Source organism: Streptomyces sp. NPDC012825 (genome assembly GCF_042900925.1).
In the GTDB taxonomy this organism is placed as follows: domain Bacteria; phylum Actinomycetota; class Actinomycetes; order Streptomycetales; family Streptomycetaceae; genus Streptomyces.
In genome coordinates this window covers 128,418-146,577 of the sequence record NZ_JBIBBZ010000015.1, presented here as the reverse complement: position 1 = coordinate 146,577, position 18,160 = coordinate 128,418, and the positions used below count along the sequence as shown (strand labels likewise).

Annotated in this window: 21 protein-coding genes; 8 read left to right on the top strand and 13 right to left on the bottom strand. The window is 72.0% G+C overall.

What is annotated here, in order from left to right; genetic code table 11:
- Positions 1-152 (bottom strand): ferrochelatase (locus ACFY7E_RS26100; protein ID WP_319008850.1); only part of this gene is annotated, 152 nt, incomplete at its 3' end.
- Positions 153-497: 345 nt separating this feature from the next.
- Between ACFY7E_RS26100 and ACFY7E_RS26095 the strand changes: the two genes are divergently transcribed.
- Complete coding sequence (locus ACFY7E_RS26095) at positions 498-839, top strand: DUF6479 family protein (protein WP_389488812.1); 342 nt, start codon at positions 498-500, stop codon at positions 837-839.
- 232 nt (positions 840-1,071) lie between these two features.
- Entirely contained in the window at positions 1,072-1,251 is a 180-nt protein-coding gene (locus ACFY7E_RS26090) for a DUF6480 family protein (protein ID WP_125656896.1), read from the top strand.
- A 75-nt stretch (positions 1,252-1,326) separates the two neighbouring features.
- Here the strand turns inward: ACFY7E_RS26090 and ACFY7E_RS26085 are convergent, their stop codons facing one another.
- Positions 1,327-1,518, bottom strand: a complete 192-nt coding sequence (locus ACFY7E_RS26085; RefSeq protein WP_389488810.1) for a DUF4236 domain-containing protein — start codon at positions 1,516-1,518, stop codon at positions 1,327-1,329.
- Positions 1,519-1,817: 299 nt separating this feature from the next.
- Here ACFY7E_RS26085 and ACFY7E_RS26080 point away from each other — a divergent pair, with 299 nt between their 5' ends.
- Both ACFY7E_RS26080 and ACFY7E_RS26075 read left to right on the top strand, forming a co-directional pair.
- On the top strand, positions 1,818-2,153 hold the full coding sequence (locus ACFY7E_RS26080; protein WP_383446293.1) for an ArsR/SmtB family transcription factor: 336 nt from the start codon (positions 1,818-1,820) through the stop codon (positions 2,151-2,153).
- Between the two features lie 126 nt (positions 2,154-2,279).
- Positions 2,280-2,654, top strand: coding sequence for a hypothetical protein (locus tag ACFY7E_RS26075; protein WP_125656902.1), 375 nt, complete (start codon positions 2,280-2,282; stop codon positions 2,652-2,654).
- Between the two features lie 226 nt (positions 2,655-2,880).
- Here ACFY7E_RS26075 and ACFY7E_RS26070 read toward each other — a convergent pair whose 3' ends face one another.
- Together ACFY7E_RS26070 and ACFY7E_RS26065 are read right to left on the bottom strand one after the other, a co-directional pair.
- Positions 2,881-3,096: a ferredoxin gene (locus ACFY7E_RS26070; protein ID WP_389488808.1), complete on the bottom strand. Its 216-nt coding sequence runs from the start codon at positions 3,094-3,096 to the stop codon at positions 2,881-2,883.
- A 5-nt stretch (positions 3,097-3,101) separates the two neighbouring features.
- The gene (locus tag ACFY7E_RS26065; RefSeq protein WP_389488806.1) at positions 3,102-4,295 is read right to left on the bottom strand and encodes a cytochrome P450; all 1,194 of its coding nucleotides are present in this window, start codon (positions 4,293-4,295) and stop codon (positions 3,102-3,104) included.
- 118 nt (positions 4,296-4,413) lie between these two features.
- On the opposite strand from ACFY7E_RS26065, the gene ACFY7E_RS26060 reads away from it, so the two are divergent.
- Positions 4,414-5,097 carry a TetR family transcriptional regulator gene (locus ACFY7E_RS26060; protein WP_389488804.1) on the top strand — a complete coding sequence of 228 codons (684 nt, stop codon included), beginning with the start codon at positions 4,414-4,416 and terminating at the stop codon, positions 5,095-5,097.
- A gap of 70 nt (positions 5,098-5,167) precedes the next feature.
- Here ACFY7E_RS26060 and ACFY7E_RS26055 read toward each other — a convergent pair whose 3' ends face one another.
- The 3 genes from ACFY7E_RS26055 to ACFY7E_RS26045 all read right to left on the bottom strand — a co-directional run bounded on the left by ACFY7E_RS26055 (position 5,168) and on the right by ACFY7E_RS26045 (position 7,926).
- Positions 5,168-5,566: an NTP pyrophosphohydrolase gene (locus ACFY7E_RS26055; RefSeq protein WP_389488802.1), complete on the bottom strand. Its 399-nt coding sequence runs from the start codon at positions 5,564-5,566 to the stop codon at positions 5,168-5,170.
- A gap of 80 nt (positions 5,567-5,646) precedes the next feature.
- Positions 5,647-6,903, bottom strand: a complete 1,257-nt coding sequence (locus ACFY7E_RS26050; RefSeq protein WP_389488799.1) for an extracellular solute-binding protein — start codon at positions 6,901-6,903, stop codon at positions 5,647-5,649.
- Between the two features lie 219 nt (positions 6,904-7,122).
- Positions 7,123-7,926, bottom strand: coding sequence for an SGNH/GDSL hydrolase family protein (locus ACFY7E_RS26045; RefSeq protein WP_389488797.1), 804 nt, complete (start codon positions 7,924-7,926; stop codon positions 7,123-7,125).
- A 799-nt stretch (positions 7,927-8,725) separates the two neighbouring features.
- Here ACFY7E_RS26045 and ACFY7E_RS26040 point away from each other — a divergent pair.
- The 3 genes from ACFY7E_RS26040 to ACFY7E_RS26030 all read left to right on the top strand — a co-directional run bounded on the left by ACFY7E_RS26040 (position 8,726) and on the right by ACFY7E_RS26030 (position 11,055).
- Positions 8,726-9,637: a S1 family peptidase gene (locus ACFY7E_RS26040; RefSeq protein WP_389488794.1), complete on the top strand. Its 912-nt coding sequence runs from the start codon at positions 8,726-8,728 to the stop codon at positions 9,635-9,637.
- Positions 9,638-9,869: 232 nt separating this feature from the next.
- Positions 9,870-10,346, top strand: a complete 477-nt coding sequence (locus ACFY7E_RS26035; protein WP_389488792.1) for a hypothetical protein — start codon at positions 9,870-9,872, stop codon at positions 10,344-10,346.
- A gap of 145 nt (positions 10,347-10,491) precedes the next feature.
- Positions 10,492-11,055, top strand: a complete 564-nt coding sequence (locus ACFY7E_RS26030) for a dihydrofolate reductase family protein (RefSeq protein WP_389488789.1) — start codon at positions 10,492-10,494, stop codon at positions 11,053-11,055.
- A gap of 3 nt (positions 11,056-11,058) precedes the next feature.
- On the opposite strand, the gene ACFY7E_RS26025 is transcribed toward ACFY7E_RS26030, so the two are convergent.
- The 6 genes from ACFY7E_RS26025 to ACFY7E_RS26000 form a co-directional block, all read right to left on the bottom strand.
- Positions 11,059-11,985, bottom strand: coding sequence for a TauD/TfdA dioxygenase family protein (locus ACFY7E_RS26025; protein WP_389488787.1), 927 nt, complete (start codon positions 11,983-11,985; stop codon positions 11,059-11,061).
- 27 nt (positions 11,986-12,012) lie between these two features.
- A complete protein-coding gene (locus ACFY7E_RS26020) occupies positions 12,013-12,831 on the bottom strand; it encodes an ABC transporter ATP-binding protein (RefSeq protein WP_389488785.1) in 819 nt (272 codons plus the stop codon).
- Entirely contained in the window at positions 12,818-13,870 is a 1,053-nt protein-coding gene (locus ACFY7E_RS26015) for an ABC transporter substrate-binding protein (protein WP_389488782.1), read from the bottom strand. Before ACFY7E_RS26015 ends, ACFY7E_RS26020 begins: the two co-directional genes overlap by 14 nt.
- 87 nt (positions 13,871-13,957) lie before the next feature.
- Positions 13,958-14,734, bottom strand: a complete 777-nt coding sequence (locus tag ACFY7E_RS26010; protein WP_389488821.1) for an ABC transporter permease — start codon at positions 14,732-14,734, stop codon at positions 13,958-13,960.
- Between the two features lie 566 nt (positions 14,735-15,300).
- Positions 15,301-16,479: a homoserine O-acetyltransferase gene (locus ACFY7E_RS26005; RefSeq protein WP_389488780.1), complete on the bottom strand. Its 1,179-nt coding sequence runs from the start codon at positions 16,477-16,479 to the stop codon at positions 15,301-15,303.
- Positions 16,480-16,484: 5 nt separating this feature from the next.
- Positions 16,485-17,852 (bottom strand): bifunctional o-acetylhomoserine/o-acetylserine sulfhydrylase, encoded by a 1,368-nt coding sequence (locus ACFY7E_RS26000; RefSeq protein WP_389488778.1) that lies wholly within the window; start codon positions 17,850-17,852, stop codon positions 16,485-16,487.
- Positions 17,853-18,160: the final 308 nt, after the last annotated feature.

The window sequence follows — 18,160 nt, the reverse complement described above, 5'->3', positions numbered from 1 at the left end:
TGCTGCCCCACCTCCTTGAGCCGTTCCTTCGGGATGCCGCGGCCGCGCGTCACGTTCTCCAGGAACGGGACCACGTCGTCCGGGCCCTCGGGTCCGCCGAAGGAGAGCAGCAGCAGGGCGTCGTACGGGGCGGGATCATGCTGATCGGACATGGGAAGGGTGATCTCCGGAAGCGTCGTGGTGTGGCTCCCCTTCTTCCGCGTGCGAGCCTCCCCGGATGCGGGCGACGCGGGAAGACGTGTGACCCGGCCCCGTGTGCGAACAGCGCTTCGGTACTTCCGCCGTCCGTGCGTACGGGTCACGGTCCGGTGCCACGCGCACCGCGGGCGGTGTCCTGGAACCCTGCGCGACCGCGCGGTGTCACGGTGCATCCGACAGGCTCATGTCGGTCGAAAGATCCCCGAAGCGACATTTTCGAGATGTCGATCACAGGAGGAACGGCGACCACCGCGACCCGTGCGCGACGGCTCCGCTCCTCCCGACCGCAGGGACATGACATGAGCGCATATGCGTCGGGTTCCGTGCCCTTCACGAACGCCGCTGCCGTCTGGCAGACGGGACTGGCCCAGGCATCGGTCGGGCTCGTCGTCGTCGCCGTGATCATCGGCGCCTTCCTCCTCGGGGCGAGGATCCGGGACGAGGAGCTTCCGCCTCCCGACCCCACCTCCCAGCCGCGTCGTCCTGCGACTGACCGGCGGCCCGGCAGGACGTCGGAATACCGGCACCCCGTCCGGACGCCGTTCGCGGACGGGACGCGCCGGCTCAGGCCGTACCAGCTCCTGGGCGGCCGCACCGAGACGTCGCCCGAACCGCCGACGGAGGAACGGCGCAGGTGGTGAGGGGGCCGCTCGGCCGACCCGATCGCGGCGGATGTCCGGACGCGGCGGAGCCGGGCCCGCGAAGGAGGGGCGATGGCTCGGAGCGAGCTGCCCGATGCGATGGACGCCCGGCACGCGGCGAACGCCCCCGATGCCGCGTTTCGACGCAAGAACGACGCGACTGGTGCCGGTCTCCCCGTCGGGGAACCGTGGAGACGACAGCGAGTACGCCTCACCGATCGGAGGAGCGATCATGGCCGAACCGCTCGTACCCCCCGAGGAGACCCCGCCCGTCGAGGGTTCCATCTCCTCCGCCCATCCCGAGCGACCCGACGGGGGCGTCTGGGAGCACCCCATGATCTGGGTCTCCCTCATCCTGCTCGGCTCGCTCTCCGTGGCGCTCTTCTTCGCGCTCCGGATCATCGACCTCTGACGTCGCGCAGGGGCTTCGGGACGCCGGCCGCAGGGCCCCGGAACACGGTGCGGCCGTACGGATCAGCCGCACGGCTCAACCGCGACTGCTCCTGCGCCAGCCGAAGGGGCCGGGCAGATTCACGGAAGTGGTCCGGCGTCCGGTACTGCTACGGGTGTGACGTGGACCGTACTTGCCCCCACCGGTCGTGATCGACCACGACCCGCGGTTGATGTTCAGGCGGACGCCGGGCAGGATCCTGAAGCTCTTGCGGAATGTCAGAGGCACGGTGTCTCCCTGTCCTCGGTATGCGGGCGGACGGTCGGTTCGGGCGTTCCCGCCTCCGGTGCGATCGTCGTCCGTATGCCCGGTGCCGCCCTTACCATGTGACCGCGGTCCGAATCCGCGACCAGGCCGACAGCCCCTCCGGGGCCCCGATGTGCGGAGTCGGGTGTGCGGCGGTGCGGGAGTCTGGGATCGTGGGGCCACACCACCGGCGGATCGACGACGGCCGCCTCGTAGCCAGGGAGGGGCCCACCGTGCCAACACGCGCACCCAGGGCGGCGGGCGGCGAACAGGCCACCGAGGTGAGCACACCGCTCTACCAACTGAAGGCCGACTTCTTCAAGACGCTCGGCCACCCGGTCCGCATCCGGGTCCTGGAGCTCCTCAGCATCCGTGAGCACGCCGTCTCGGAGCTGCTGCTGGAGGTGGGCGTGGAGCCGGCGGCACTGTCCCAGCAACTGGCCGTGCTGCGGAGGTCGAACCTCGTCCTGACGCGCCGCGAGGGCGTCAGCGTGTACTACCGCCTGGTGAACGGCGAGGTCGCGGAGCTCCTCCGGGTCGCGCGCGGCATCCTCACCGGAGTGCTCCAGGGCCAGGCCGCGCTCCTCGCGGACCTCGACGCCTCGCCCCGCCACTGACCGCCCGGCGGAGCCGCGGTGTCCACGCGTTCGGGCAAAGCACCCCCGTCGAACGGGCGGGATGGGTAGCGTCACGTCGACGGGCGCACGAGGCGCCCGGCATCCCGCGAGGAAAGGCGGCAGCCCATGGCGAACGTGGAAGTCTCTCTCAAAGAGATCATGACCCGGGTGGAAGGCAGCCTCGCCGCCGCGGTGGGCGACTACACCAGCGGCATGGCCCTGGGGTCCCTCGGCGGTGGACGCGACTTCGACATCCACGTGGCGGTCGCGGCGAACACCGACGTGATCCGGGCCAAGATCCACACCATGGAACTCCTCGGTCTCCAGGAGCAGATCGACGACATCCTCATCACCCTGGGCAACCAGTACCACCTCATCACCCTGGGGAAGGGGAGGGGCAAGACCAACCTCTTCCTCTACCTCGTCCTCGACAAGCACAAGGCCAACCTCGCCATGGCGCGGCACCAACTGCGCCGTGTCGAAGAGGAGATGGAGGTCTGACCCCCTCCCTCCTTACGCACGCCCAAGACTTGCAGGAATTTGAAATTTTCTACGAAAGGAGTTCCTGAAGTCCGAACACCCGGCTGATGGAAGCCCGTTCACGACGGGCGCCCGTCCGTGGCGGGCGGCCCGGCCGGACGGCCCGCACGTCCCTTCCTGCCGACCGGCCCGGAGGCGGCCGACAGGAAGGACGCGCACCGGCCCGGCACGCCCGGGGCCGGTTCCGTCAGTGGCGGGGACCCACCGTCCGGGCGCCCGCGCGGACGGTGATGGCGAGCGCCGGGCAGGAGTCGGCGGCGTCCAGGGCCCGTTCGTCCTCGGCGATCTCCCGGCGCACCGGCTCCGCCGTGTCACCCTCCAGCCGGTACAGGTCCGGGGCGAGCCCGGCGCACATGCCCGAGCCCATGCACATCCCCCGGTCGACCTCGGTGGTCCAGGCCATCGCGCTCACCAGCCCACGGGCATCTCGCGCGGACCGCGCACCAGCATCTGGTTCTTCCACCGCACGTCTCCCGCCAGGTGCAGGCCGGGGAAGCGGGTGAGAAGCGCCAGGACCGCCTCCTGGAGCTCCAGACGGGCCAGCGGCGCCCCCAGGCAGTGGTGGACGCCGTGCCCGAAGCCGAGGTGCTGGACACCGGTGCGGGTGACGTCGAGCCGCCCCGGGCCGGTGAACTTCAGGGCGTCGTGGTTGGCGGCGCCGATCGCCACGAGCACCGGTTCTCCCGCCCGGACCAGGGTGCCGCCCACCTCGACGTCCTCGGTGGCGTACCGGGGGAAGGCGGCGGCGCTGCCGAGCGGGACGAACCGCAGCAGCTCCTCGACGGCCCCCTTGATCAGGTCGGGCCGCTCGCGCAGCAGAGCGAACTGGTCGGGGTGGTCGAGCAGGGCGTGCACGAAGTTGGGGATCTGGCTGGCCGTCGTCTCGTGCCCGGCGACGAGGATGCCCACGCACAGGTCGACGAGCTCCAGCTCCGTGAGCCGGTCGCCGGTGTCGCGGGCCTCGATCAGCCCGGTCATCAGGTCGGGGCGCGGGCGGGCGCGGTGGTCCTCGATGAGCGCCGCCATGTAGGCGCGCAGCTCCTCACGGCTGCGCCAGAACTCCTCGGCGGTCAGCGAACTCGTGGACAGCGCCGCGTCGCTCCACACCCGGAACTTCGGACGGTCCTCCTCCGGCACGCCGAGCATGCGGCAGATGACCGCGACGGGGATCGGCAGCGCGTACGACTCCACGAGGTCGGCCGGCGGGCCCGCGGCCTCCATCTCGTCGAGGAACCCGTGGGCCAGCTCGCGCACCTGGGGCCGCAGCTTCTCGACCTGGTGGACCGTGAACGCCTTGGCGACCAGGGTGCGCAGCCGGGTGTGGCCGGGCGGGTCCATGCCGAGGATGCCGGTGTCCTGCTGCGCCTCGGACTGGCGCGGCTCGTCGTGCTTGACGGCCTCGGCGCGGCTGAAGCGCCGGTCGCCGAGGACCAGGCGGGCGTCGGCGTAGCGGGTGGCGAGCCAGGCGGGTTCGCCGTACGCCATCCGGACGCGTAACAGTCCGGGCCGCTCCAGCGCTTCGGCGTACGCCTCGGCGAGGCCGAGTCCTTCGGGCTCGTTGAACGGATAGTCCAGGGGAGTGGGGTCCGTCGTCGCGGTCATGCGGCACCTCCGTTGTGTAAGCAGGTGCTTACAGAACCTAGGGTGGTCTCCGGAGGCGGTCAATGGGGCCGTTGCGCCGTTCGGGTGACGGACGGCGGGTGTACGGAGGGCGGCGGGGATGACGCGGGCGAGGGCCGACAGAACGGTGCCGGAGCGGACGCCCGTACGACGGGAGGAGGCGGCGGAGCGGTCCGTACCGGACGGCGGTGTACGGGGTGGCGGCACCCGGGAGCGGCTGCTCGCCGCGGCGTCGGCGCTCTTCGCCGAGCGGGGGTACGACCGGGCGACGGTGCGGGAGATCGCCGCCCGGGCCGGGGTGAACCAGGCCCTGCTGTTCCGGCACTTCGGTTCCAAGCAGGCGCTGTTCGGCGAGGTGGTCGCGCAGGGCGGGTACGAGCAGCTGCGGAACACTCCGCCGGAGCGGCTCGTGGAGACGGTGCTGCGCAGCCTGCTCCATCCGCCGGCGGACCCGGCCGGGGCCCCGGGGGCGAGCCGGTCGCTGAAGACGATGCTGCGTTCGGTGGGCGGCGGCGACGAGGTGTCGACGGCGGTGACCGCGCTGGGCGACGCGTACGCCAAGGCCCTGGCGGAGCTGAGCACACGGCAGGACGGCGCACTGCGGGCGGACCTCGCCCTGTCGTGGCTGCTGGGCATCGGCCTGATGCGCGTGGTCGTGGGCAAGCGCCCCCTGGCGGAGGCGGACCCGGACGAGATCTGCCGTCTGGTCCTCGGAACGCTCGGCCACCTGCTGGACGGCTTTCCGGAGGACGGGACGGGCGGGGCGCGGGAAGAACCTTCCTGAAGCACCCTGCCGAGATCCGCCGAGAGCCGCTGGGCCCGGCCGGCCGCCGCCGGACCGGACGGCCGTCGGGCTAGGCGGACGCCGGAGGAAGGGCGCGGGGGCCCACGCACCGGGCACCCTCCTTCTGCGCGCGCTCGCGCAGCTCCCGGTCGGCCGTGACGACCAGGCACGGGCGACCGGCCGCCTCCCGGACCAGCGCGACGATCAGGTCGTCACCGCTGCCGAGAGCCTCTTCGATCCGCACACCGGGTACGGAGGCGACACCCCGGGCGCGGCCCTCGACGACCAGGACGATGTCGTACGGACCCGGGTACGGGCCGTCGACCGGGCCACCGGTGGCGGCCAGCCGGTCGCGCAACCGTTCGGCGGCCCCCCGCCGGTCGCGCCACCAGCCGTCGGGCACCGATCCCACGACGTTGGCCCCGTCCACCACCAGAAGAGGACGGGAGTGCGGCTCCTCAGGATTCATGGTTCCAGGATGTCAGCCGGGCCCTTCCGCGTTCCGCACCGACATCACGCCCCCCCCGCGGGACGGGGGGCGTCGCCCTGTCACTCCGACTCCTTCGCCTCCCGGGCCTGCCGGGCGATCTGTTCGAGCACGGCCTTCGGGTCGGCGGAGGGCGCGACCGCCTTGCCGATGTTCCGCTTGATGGTGTCGCTGACCTGGAGCCAGGACGGTTCGTTGACCGGGTAGAGCTGGGCACCGCGCAACGCGATCAGGAACTGCTCGGCGTTGGGGTCCGCCGCCGCGTCCTGGGACACCTGGGTGGCGGACACCGTCGACGGAAGCAGGTGGTAGCGCTCGGCGAACTCGTTGAGGTTCTTGTCCTGGTAGACGAAGTTCAGGAACGAGCCGACCAGTTCGCGATTGCCCTCGTGCTTGAAGGCCATCATCCAGTCGGCGACGCCCGCCGCCGGCGGGGTCTCGTCGTCGCTCAGCGTGTCGGACACCGGCATGCTCAGCGTGCCGACCTTCATGCCCTTCTCCGTTGCCTCGTGAAGGAGCGAGGGGTAGCCGTTGACCATGCCGACCTCGCCGTGCAGGAAGGCGGCGAAGGCGTCCTCCCGGTTGAGCTCGGCCGGCGGGACCGGGCCGGTCAGGGCCGGCTCGACCAGGTTGTCCTTGATCCAGCGGAACGTCTGGGTGTTCCGGTCGGAGTCGAGGGTGTACTCCCCCCGGACGTCGGTGTATCCGCCGCCGTTGCTGAGTTCCCAGATCAGGGCTTCGGCGTGCGCCTCCTCGGGGCCGAGCGGCAGGGCGTACGGGTAGGACACGCCCGCCGTCTTCAGCGCCTCGGCCGCCTTCTTCAGCTCCGACCAGGTCTTCGGCGGCTTCGCCCCGGCCTTCTCGAACAACTCCTTGTTGTAGAAGAGCAGTCGGCTGCTGGCCACGAAGGGCAGACCGTAGAGGACGGTGTCGACCGATCCGGCCTCCACGAGCGGCGGCAGGAAATTCGCCTCCGTTCTGATCGACAGCACCTCACTGGCGGGGTAAAGGCGGTCCTGCGCGGCGAAGTCGGAGTACGCGCCCAGCAGTGCCACGTCCGGAGCGTTGCCCTCCTGGACCATGCGGGTGACCTCACGGTCGACCTCGGCCCACGGATAGAGCGTCACCTCGATCTTCTTGCCGGGGTGGGCGGCGGTGAAGGCGGTGGCCAGCCCGTCCCAGTACGCCTTGGAGCCGGTCGCGGGGCTGTTGCCGTACTCGGGCGCCACCAGGCGCAGCGTCGTCCCGCCGCTTTCGGACGAGCCGCAGGCGGTGACGAGAGAACCCAGCAGACCGAATGCGGCCACGGAGGCGGTCATGCCGAAGAGTCTTGGTCGCACGAATTGTTCCTCTTGATTTATCGGACGGTGCGACCGGAATTCTCTCCTGGTTCAAGGGCTGATTTCGCCCCCTACCGGACGGTTGTGGCTTAACTCCAATCGGGAGGATTCCGCATGGTGTTTTCCGATGAACGGACACCGATTCGGAGGCCGTTTCCCCGGTTGTGGCGGAGGCGGACACCGCCTCCGCGCGAGCGGTCAGACGACGGAGCGGAAGGCCGGGAGGTACCCGCCGGAGTGGCCGGCGGCGGTGGGGTGGTAGCTGTTGGAGACGGGCACCGTGAGGCTGTGCAGCCAGGCGTTGGCGGAGCAGATCTCGTGGCCGGTGAACTCGTCCACGACGCCGGAGTACGTGAAGCCCGCGTTGGCGGCCTGCTTGGCGAGCATGCCGTTGAGGGCGTCGCTGCCCCGGTTGATCGCGGCGCGCTCGGTCTCGCTCAGGCCGGCGATGCAGGTGCCGTTCAACTGGTAGAAGCGCGGATAGCCGAGGACCACCACGCGGGCCTGGGGCGCGCGGCTGCGGATGGCCCCGTAGAGCGACGAGAGGCTGCCGGGAAGGGTGCCGTTGACCTGCGCGACGGCGTTGTTCACCGCGTTGACGCAGGTCGCCTCGCTCTGCAGTACACAGGTCTGCATGACGTCGGCGAAACCGACGTCGTTGCCGCCCGCGGTGACGCTGACGAGCGTGGTGGAGCTGCTGAGCGGAGCCAGCTGACCGCTTCTGACCGTGCTGGTCGTCGCCCCCGAGCAGGCGGTGAACGCGAACGAGGCCGGGGCGTTGGCCGCCGCCCACAGGGACGGGTAGGCCTTGCTGCTGCGCTGACAGCTGCCGCTGTCCGACAGGTAGCTGCCGGCGCCCACCCCCGAGGAGTAGGAGTCGCCGAGGGCGACGTAACGCTCCCCGGCCGTGGCGGTGGCGGAGGCGGGCTGGACGAGACCCAGAGTGAGGGCCGACGCGGCCAGGAACGTGGACAGGACCCATCTCAACTTGGTTGCGCGCATGACAAGGAGCTCCTTGGGGATGAGGGGGAGTCACTCTTCTAGCAGGGCGCGTGGCTCACGGAATAGATGTGCGAAGTGGTTTTCTTCTGTTCGCGTCACGCGTCGGGGCGCTGGGTGTCCGGCTTCGGGGTGACCCGGGAGGACCCGCCGTGCGGACCGGCGCGACCCGGCACGCCCCGGGGGTGACTCTCCTGCGAGCGAGACGGCCGGCCCTGGACCGGAACCGGGTCTGTCACATCTTCAGGCGTATGAATTCAGCCATGTGGCGGATCGGATGAATGGACATCATTGCCGTGTACGCGCCCGGTCGGGACGGTGGCTTTTCCGGTCGCGGAGTCCGGGCCTGCGAGTTCGCCACGGCGCGAGGGAGGCCTGCGTGGCGCCGTTCACGTCCTCGCGCATTCGCCGCCCGTTGCGTCAGCGCGTGACCGTCCCGTGGGGCCGGAGCGGGCGGCCGACGGAGCCGCATGCGAGCGGAGCTGCGCCTTCCGCCTCTTCGGGGCCCAAGGGGCCGGGCTCCGAGGCGGGATGGCGTTCCGAAACGCAACCGCCTTCTGCAACTTGCTGACGAGCTTTCAGGCGAACGCGAAGAGGGGAGTGGTTATTTGTTCGATCCTGTGGGGTGCGCCCTGTCGCGTGGACGCGCGTAGAGCGGCTGAAAGGACACCTTGCGGCACCACGGCACGGAGTCAAGGATTCCCCCCAAGCAGTTGACAGGTTCATGGCGGTCACCACCGCCGATCCGTACTCCACCGGGCCACGCACCCCAGCGGCCCGACCACCCCCACCGGAGGATGCAGTGAACCGTTCGTCCCGTCGCGTCAGGATCACCCGGGGCAGCCGGCTGGTCGCCGTGCTCGGCGCCTTCGTGGCCGCCTCGGCCCTGACCGCCCCCACCTCCTCGGCGCAGCAGGCCGACACCGCGCGGGCCACCGCCGCCGCGCTGGCCACCACCAGCAGCGCCGTCCTCCAGGCCGACGTGGCCGGCTCCGCCTGGTACACCGACCAGGCCACCGGAAAGGTCGTCGTCACCGTCGACTCCACGGTCTCGCAGGCCGAGATCGCGACCCTGCGCAAGGCCGCCGGCGACAACGCCGAGAACCTGAAGATCGAGCGGACCGCCGGGAAGATCAACAAGCTCATCGCCGGCGGCCAGGCCATCTACGCCGGGGGCGGCCGCTGCTCCCTCGGCTTCAACGTCCGCAGCGGCAGCACCTACTACGCCCTGACGGCCGGACACTGCACCAACATCGGCAGCACCTGGTACACCAACTCCGCCAACACCACCGTCCTCGGCACGCGGGCCGGAACCAGCTTCCCCACGAACGACTACGGCCTCATCCGCCACTCCAACGCCTCCGCCGCCGACGGACGCGTCTACCTCTACAACGGCAGCTACCGCGACATCACCGGCGCCGGCAACGCCTACGTCGGACAGTCCGTCCAGCGCAGCGGCAGCACCACCGGTCTGCGCGGCGGCACCGTCACGGGCCTCAACGCCACCGTCAACTACGGCAACGGCGACGTCGTCTACGGCCTCATCCAGACCAACGTCTGTGCCGAGCCCGGCGACAGCGGCGGCGCCATGTTCTCCGGGACCACCGCCCTCGGCCTCACCTCCGGCGGCAGCGGCAACTGCTCCAGCGGAGGCACCACGTTCTTCCAGCCCGTCACCGAGGCCCTCAGCGCCTACGGCGTCAGCGTCTTCTGATCCCCGATCCACCGCGTTCCCGGGAGGCGCCTCCGTCGACGGAGGCGCCTCCCGGCCGTGCGCCGGGCAGCGTCGGTCCCCCCGACCATCAGCAGCGAGTGCCGACCGGGAGTACCGTCCGCCGCGTGCCGGTACAGGACGTCGAGACCGAGGCCCCGAGGCGGGGCCACCGATACGGGGCCGTCCCCCCGACGGGCACCGTGCGGAGATCCCTGCCACGGAGAGCGAGGACGTGCGGAGCACCGGACCGGCGGCGGAGGACGGAAGCCTGCTGTCGCTGCTGGGCTCGACGGTCCTCCGGGGGCCGTTCGGGCGGGTCGTGATCACGCCCGTCGTCTGCCGGTGGTGCGAGGGGGACCGGTTCGAAGTGGCCGGGGGCGAGTGCTTCTGCGAGGGCTGCTGCCTGCCGGTCGGCATGGCGGACGGAGACGTCCACGCGGGCGGATCCTCCTGGAGGTTCGCGGCGCCTCCGCCCCCGCCCTCGTCCCTTCGGCCGGGCGAGGCACTCCACGCACCGGCCGACCCCGTCTGCCCCGCCGGGCACGACGTGTTCCAGGTCGCGGTCGCCCGTGTCCTCGCCGCCGGCGGCCGGGTCCGTCGCCCGTCGGTCGGCCCGCGGTGTCCGGTCGACGGGGCACCGCTCCTCCACCTCGACAACGTGCGCGTGGTGGCGACCACCGGCGAGGACGAGGTACTCCGGGGGGATTGACGTCCGGTCCGCGTGCCGAGGTCCGTCGGCGTTCCGCTCGTCGTGTCCTCGTGAGGTGGTCCGGCCAGGAGATCCAGCGCGTCGCGACGAGTTTTCCGGCGTCCGGCGGTCTTACTGTCGAACCCGGCACCGAGGAGGACTTCCGATGCGCAGTGTGACCTATTCGATGAACGTCTCGCTCGACGGCTACATCGTCGGGCCGGACGGCGGCTTCGACTGGTCGGAGCCCGACGAGGAGGTCTTCCGCTTCTGGATCGACGACATCCGGCAGGTCGGCGTCCACCTGCTGGGGCGGCGGCTGTACGAGACGATGCTGTACTGGGAGACCGCCGACCGGGACCGTTCGCTCGACGACGCGGAGCGCGAGTGGACCTCGCTCTGGAACCCGCTCCCGAAGGTGGTGTTCTCCAGGACCCTGTCGGCGGTGCGGGGCCATGCCCGCCTGGCCTCCGGCAGCCCCGCGGAGGAGATCGGGCGGCTGCGGGCCGAGCCGGGGGAGGGCGACATCGCGATCGGCGGAGCCACCCTCGCCGCCGAGGCGGCCGCGGCGGACCTGATCGACGAGTACCGGGCCGTGGTCCACCCGGTACTCGTCGGCGGCGGCATCCCGTTCTTCCCCCGGAACGAGCGCCGGGTGGACCTCGAACTCGTCGAGACCCGCACCTTCCACCCGAAGTTCGTCTACCTCCGCCACCGCGTGGTGCGTTAGGGCCTACTCCCCGGGCCCGACCGATCCGGGCGTCCGGGGACCGGCGTGCCGGACGCGCGCCGCCGGGCCGGCCGGGACGTCGCCGCGCAGCGTGATGCGGTGCATGACGCGGTGCCGGTCGCCGTAGTCCCGGTTGGCGTAGTGGGCCGTGCTGCGGTTGTCCCACAGTGCGACGTCCCCCGGCTGCCAGCGGTGCCGCACGACGTGCTCGGGCTTGGTGAGGTGGGCGTACAGGATGTCCAGGAGTCCCCGGCTCTCGTGCTCCGACACCCCCACGATGTGCGAGGTGAAGCCGGGGTTCACGAACAGGCCCTTGCGGCCGCTCTCGGGATGCACCCGCACCACCGGGTGCTCCACCGGCGTGAGGTGGGTGACCACCTCGCCCTCCCACAGGTTGCCGCGCCCCTGCCTTTGCCGGGCCAGGTAGTAGCCGAACTCCCGGGTGCCGTCGTGGACGGCGGTGAGCGTGTCGACGTAGTCCCGCAGCCCCGGCGACAGCGACTCGTAGGCGAGCTGGCCGTCCGCCCAGTTGGTGTCGCCGCCGTGGGGAGGCAGCACGACGGCCCGCAGTATCGAAATCGCCGGCGGCCGCCGCACGAAGGTGACGTCGGTGTGCCACACGTCGGCGAACCCGTTGTCCTGGCTGTCCAGCGCGTACACCTCGGGCGCCACGTCGCCGGAGTCGTGGACCGGGTGCCCGGCGGTGACCTCGCCGAGCCGTCTGCCGAACTCGATCTGCGCGGCGTCGTCCAGCCCGTGCTGGCCGCGCACGAAGAGCACCTTGTACGCCACGAGCGCTTCGCGCAGGGCCAGGACCTGCGCGTCGTCGAGGCGGCCGAGGTCGATGCCGTGGACCTCGGCACCGAAGTGGGGGCCGAGTTCGACGACCGGGATCGCCGGCGCGGCGGGCCGTTCGCTGAGGATGCTCACCTGTGTGTCCTTTCCATGGGGTTCCGGTCAGGCCGCCGCGGCGTCCTTGACCGCGTGGGAGACCCGTGCGCGCAGGTCGGTGAACTCACGGGAGTTGCGCAGCTCCTCGGCGTCGACGTCACCGCGCGGCAGGCCGATCGGCAGGTCCAGGGCGACGGTCCCGGGGCTCCTGGTCAGCACCACGATGCGCGAGCCCAGGAACACCGCCTCCTCGGCCGAGTGCGTCACGAGCACCGTGGTCCGGCCGGTCCGTCCGGTCACCCGGCGGACGTCCTCCTGGAGCCGTTCCCGGGTGAGGGCGTCCAGCGCCGCGAACGGCTCGTCGAGCAGGAGGAGGGGATTCTCGGCGGCGAGGGCCCGCGCGATCGCGACGCGCTGCTGCTGACCGCCGGAGATCTCCCAGACGCGCCGCCGTTCGGTGCCCTCAAGACCGACCCGGGCCAGCAGCTCCGCGCGCCGCTCCGGCCACCGCGCGCGGTCCACGCCCGCGTACCGCAGTGCCAGGTCGATGTTGCCCCGCACGGTCCGCCACGGGAACAACCGCGGCGTCTGGAACACCACGCCGGCCGTCGCGCCGGGCCGGGGCTCACCGCCGGAGACCCGCACCGACCCCTGCGTGGGCCGCTCGAAGCCGGCGATCAACCGCAGCAGCGTGCTCTTGCCGCAGCCCGAGGCACCCACCAGGACCAGGAACTCCCCGGCCGGGACCGCCAGATCGACCGGCCCCACGGCCGTGAAGGCCTCGCCGCCGCGGCCGTACCGGTGGACGACGCCGTCGAGACGGACGGCACCGGCCCGCCCGGTGTCGACCGCGACTCCCGCCGCACCGCTCTCACTTGAGGACATCGGACAGCCCTTCGAGGTGGAACGCCCCGCGCACGGCGGCCTCGGACGGAGCGGCGTCGATCTGCTTCTGCTCCGCCAGGAAACGAGCGGTGTCGGTGACGTAGCCGAGCAGCTTGCCCGGCTTGCCGTCGGTACCCAGCCAGTCGGCGGAGACGACCTGTTCCGGGGTGAGGAACACGCCCTGCGTGAGCTGCGCCTCCGCATCCGCCGCGCTGATGCCGAGCTCGGCCGCGACGGCCGCGACCGATCCCTTCCGGTCGGACGCGAGCAGGCGCAGCGCCTCGGCCTCCGCCTTGCGCCAGGCCTTGATCGCCCCGGGGTCCCGCGCGATCAGGTCGTCGGACACCACGGCCAGGTCCAGCGTCGGCCTGCCCGCCGCGCCGATCTCCTTGCTGCTGGTGAGCTGGGTGCCGGTCTCGCGCAGCTCGTCCAGGGTCGGCAGCCAGACGTAGGCGGCGTCGATGTCGCCCCGCTGCCACGCGGCGAGGATCGGCTGCGGCTGGAGGTCGATGAGCTGGACGTCGGACGGCGAGAGACCCGCGGCCTTCAGGGCCGCCAGCAGGCTGTAGTGCGCGGTGGAGGCGAAGGGCGTCGCTATCTTCTTGCCCTTCAGCCCGGCGACCTCGGTGATGCCGGTCTCCTTGCGTGCCACGAGGCTCTCGTTCTCACCGGCGACGTCGAGGATCCACGCGACCTTGTACGGGATGGGGGAGTCGCCGGACACCCCCCGGGCGAACGGGCTGGAGCCGAGCGCGGCGATGTCGAGGGACTTGCCGATGAAGGCCTGGTTGACGCTCGCGCCCGAGTCGAACTTGATCCAGCTGATCTCGTGGTCCGGCAGCGCCTTCTCCAGCAGCTTCCTGTTCTTCACGAGCAGGTCGCCGCTGGGGAAGGCGAAATACCCGACGCGCAACCGCTTCGCGCCGCCGGACCCCGACGCCGCGCCGTCCGAGGAGCAGCCGGTGACGGCGGCGGACACGGCGGCGAGGGCGCCGGCGAGGAGGAGACGACGGGACGGACCTTGGGGGACACGGGGCATGGCGGAGCCGTTTCTGTGCGACGAGGGTGTGGGTGGAGAGGCTGTACGCGGGAGCGGGAAGCCCGCGCGAAGGGGGGGAACCGGGGCCTACGCCCGGCCCCGCCACGGCACGACCGCGCGTTCCAGCCGCAGCAGCAGGCCGTCGATGACCAGGCCGGACACGCCGATGGCGATGATGCCGACGACGACCACGGGCGTGTTGTTGTAGTTGGCCGCGTCCTTGACCATGCCGCCGATGCCGGGCAGACCGTTGACCAGCTCGGCGGCGACCAGGGAGGAGTAGGCGACGCCGACGGCGAGCCGGACCCCGGTGAGCGTCTCCGGCAGCGCCGACGGCACGACGACGTCCCTGACGACGTCCCACCGCGACGCGCCGAGCGCGCGGGCCGCCTCGACCAGGCTCTTGGACACGGCCACCACGGCCGCGGTGGTGGACACCGCCACGGGCGGGAACGCGGCCACGGCGAGCAGCGTCACCTTGGGTTCCTCGTCGATGCCCAGCCAGATGATGAGCAGCGAGAAGTACGCCAGCGGCGGCAGCGTCCGCAGGAAGGTGATCCAGGGCTCGAACAGCGAGCGCACCCAGCCGACGGTGCCCATGACCAGCCCGAGGACCACTCCGGCCGCGATGCCGATGCCGGCACCGAGCGCGATGCGCCGCAGGCTGATGCCGAGGTGCTCGACGAGCGTGGTGCCGTTGTATCCGCGGACGCCGTCGTGCGTGGTGGAGACGTCGACGAACGCGTCCCACACCCTGGCCGGCGGCGGGACCAGCGTCGCGCTCCACGTCCCGCTCGCGGCGAGCAGCTGCCACAGCAGGAGGAAGAGCAGCAACGAGCCGAGGGGGAGCGCGGCATGGCGCAGCCGCGCCCGCGCACGTGGTGCCGGGACGCGGGGACCGGGCGCGCCGGTGACGGCCGGCGGGACGCCGCCGGCGGTTTTGACAGGCGTGGTCGTGGACACGATGCGGTCCTCCAGAGACGCCGCCGGGGCACGGGCGATCGGCATCGGCGGTCGGAGACGGCCGCCGGCCCCGGGCGGGTGTGATGCGGAACGAGAAGAGGGGGAGCGCGTCCTGCGCGAGGACGCGAAGACCGCCCCCGTGCGGGTGGGATCACCGCACGGCGGGGCGCACCGGAAGGAAGCCGGGTCAGCGACAACACGAGCCCGGGCGACGGCACAGGTCGATGACCAGGCGGCGCACCAGGGACTCGGAGTTCATGAGGCCCATTTCTACAACAGCCGCGACCCGGCACCAACCCGCGTCCACCTTTTGGAACGCCTTGTCCGGCGGGCGGCAGCGAACAGGTGCCGAGTCGGCCCGGACGCGCGGGAGTCCGGTCGCGTCGGCACCTGCGGGCCGTCCGGTACCTGCGGGCCGTCCAGTACGCGCCCGTCGAACGCGGCCGGGCCGGCCCCCGGCCGCCGCGCTATCGGGACGGCGCACGGTCCGGTGACGCCGAGGGGCGTTCGGTGCGCAGGAGTTCGCGTACGAGCGCGGAGACCTGCTCCGTCTCGACGAGGAACCCGTCGTGGCCGTACGGCGACCGGATCACCCGGAGGTCGTCCGCGGTGGGGATGCCGGCCGCCAGTTCCCCCTGCTGCGACGGCGGGTAGAGACGGTCGGAGTCGACCGCGGCCACCAGCGTCCTCGCGCTCACCCGGCTCAGCGCGGCGCGCACGCCGCCGCGGCCGCGCCCGACGTCGTGACTGTTCGCGGCCTCGGACAGGACGACGTAACTGCCCGCGTCGAAGCGGTGCACGAGCTTGGCCGCGTGATGGTCCAGATAGGACCCGACCCGGTACCGGCCGCCCCGCCACGGGTCCTCCTCGCCCTGGGGCGAGTGGCCGAAGCGGGCCTGGAGCTCGGGCTCGCTGCGGTACGTCAGGTGGGCGATCCGCCGGGCCTGGCCGAGCCCGGCACGGGGGCCCGGGCCGGTGCGGTGGTAGTGGCCGCCGTGCCAGTCCGGATCGGAGCGGACGGCGTGCAGCTGGACGCCGGCCCAGGCGATCTGCTCGGCACTCGCCACGGCCGTCGTGGCGAGCAGCAGGAGCGCCTCCGTACGCAGCGGGTACGACACCGCCCACTCCAGCGCCCGCATGCCGCCCACCGATCCGCCCACCACGAGGGCCCAGCGCCCGATGCCCAGCGCGTCGGCGAGACCGGCCTCGGCCGCGACCTGGTCGCGCTGCGTCAGGAACGGGAAGTCACCGCCCCACGGCCTCCCCGACGGGCCGGGCGAGGACGGGCCGGTACTGCCCTGGCAGCCGCCGAGCACGTTCGGCGCCACGACGAAGAGGCGGTCCGTGTCCAGCGCGCGCCCCGGGCCGATGAGACCGTCCCACCAGCCGGGCGTGGGGTGACCGGGCCCGGCGGGCCCGGCGGCGTGACTGTCGCCGGTGAGGGCGTGCAGCACCAGCACCGCGTTGCGCCGGTCCGGCGCGAGCCGCCCCCACGTCTCGAACGCCAGCCGCACACCCCCGAGTTCACCACCCGCCTCCAGCGCCAGCGGGTGCTCGCGCATGTACCACTGGCGCCGCCCGGGCGGGTCCCCCTCCCGCCAGCCCCCGGAGGCCGGCGGGAGGGGGACCCGGGACGGCGTCGGCACGGTGCTCAGGACGCGCCCTTCGCCGCGCGGAACCCGGCCTCCAGGTCCGCCTTGAGGTCGGCGAGGTTCTCGATGCCGACCGAGAGGCGCACCAGCCCGGGGGAGGTGCCGGAGGCCGTCAACTGCTCCGCGTCCAGCTGACTGTGCGTGGTGGACGCCGGATGGATGATGAGACTGCGTACGTCGCCGATGTTGGCGAGGTGGCTGAACAGCTCGACGGCGTCCACGAACCGCTTGCCCGCCTCCACGCCGTCCCGCAGCTCGAAGGAGAGCACGGCGCCCGCGCCGCGCGGCAGATACCGCCGTCCCGCCTCGAACCAGCGGCTGGACTCCAGCCCCGGATAGTGGACGGCGGCGACCTCGTCGCGCTGCTCCAGCCACTCGGCCAGGGCCCCGGCGTTCGCGGAGTGCCGTTCGATGCGCAGGCTGAGCGTCTCCACGCCCTGGAGGAGCAGGAAGGAGGAGTGCGGGGAGAGCGCGGGCCCGAGGTCGCGCAGCAGCTGCACCCGCAGCTTGACGGCGAAGGCGCCCGGCCCGAGGGCGGGCCAGTACCGCAGGCCGTGGTAGCTCGGGTCGGGTTCGGTGAAGTCCGGGAACCGCTCGGCACGGGCGCCGAAGTCGAAGGTCCCGCCGTCGACCACGACACCCGCGACGGTGGTCCCGTGCCCGCCGAGGAACTTGGTCGCCGAATGCACGACGATGTCCGCGCCGTGCTCGATGGGCCGCAGCAGATAGGGAGTCGGCACGGTGTTGTCCACGATCAGCGGCACGCCGGCCTCGTGCGCCACGTCCGCGACCGACCGGATGTCGAGCACGTTGCCGCGCGGGTTGCCCAGCGACTCCGCGAACAGCGCCTTGGTGCGCGGCCGGATCGCCGCGCGCCAGGCGTCCAGGTCGTCGGGATCGTCGACGAAGGACACCTCGACGCCCAGCTTCGGCAGCGTGTGCCGGAAGAGGTTGTACGTGCCGCCGTACAGCGACGCGCTGGAGACGACGTGGTCCCCGGCGCTCGCGAGCGTGAGGATCGCCAGGGTCTCCGCGGCCTGCCCGGAGGCCAGTGCCACGGCGGCCACACCGCCCTCCAGCGCCGCGACGCGCTGTTCGAAGACGTCCTGGGTGGGATTGTGGATGCGGGTGTAGATGTTGCCGGGCTCGGCCAGCGAGAAGAGGTCGGCCGCGTGCCGCGTGTCCCGGAACACGTAGGACGTCGTCTGGTAGATCGGCGTCGCGCGGGCGCCGGTCGTGGGATCGGGGGTGGCACCGGCGTGGACCTGCTTGGTCTCGAAGGACCACGCCGAGGTGTCGGGGCCGGGGTGCTCGTCCTCGGGGGTGTGGCCCGCGGTGACGGAGTCGACGGGCTGGTTCGGGCTCATGGTTCTCCCTGGGTGCGGGTGGGGCGACGCCTGGACGCGGGTACGGCGATGCCCGGATGCGGAACGGGAATGCTGATGCCGCCGCGGGCCGACGGCGCGCGTCCGTGCCCGGACACGGGCAGGGCTCGGCGGTCGGCGCGATGCGGGGAAGGAGCGGGTCGAACGTCGGAGGACGGAGTCAGCTCACGACGGAACAGGCCGTGGTGGTGACACGCACGTAATCGACGTGGCGGCGGGTCACGAGCACGGTCATGGCATCAGATAACCACAGGGAGGCGTGCGCGCACCAGCAGGGCGCACACGGGACG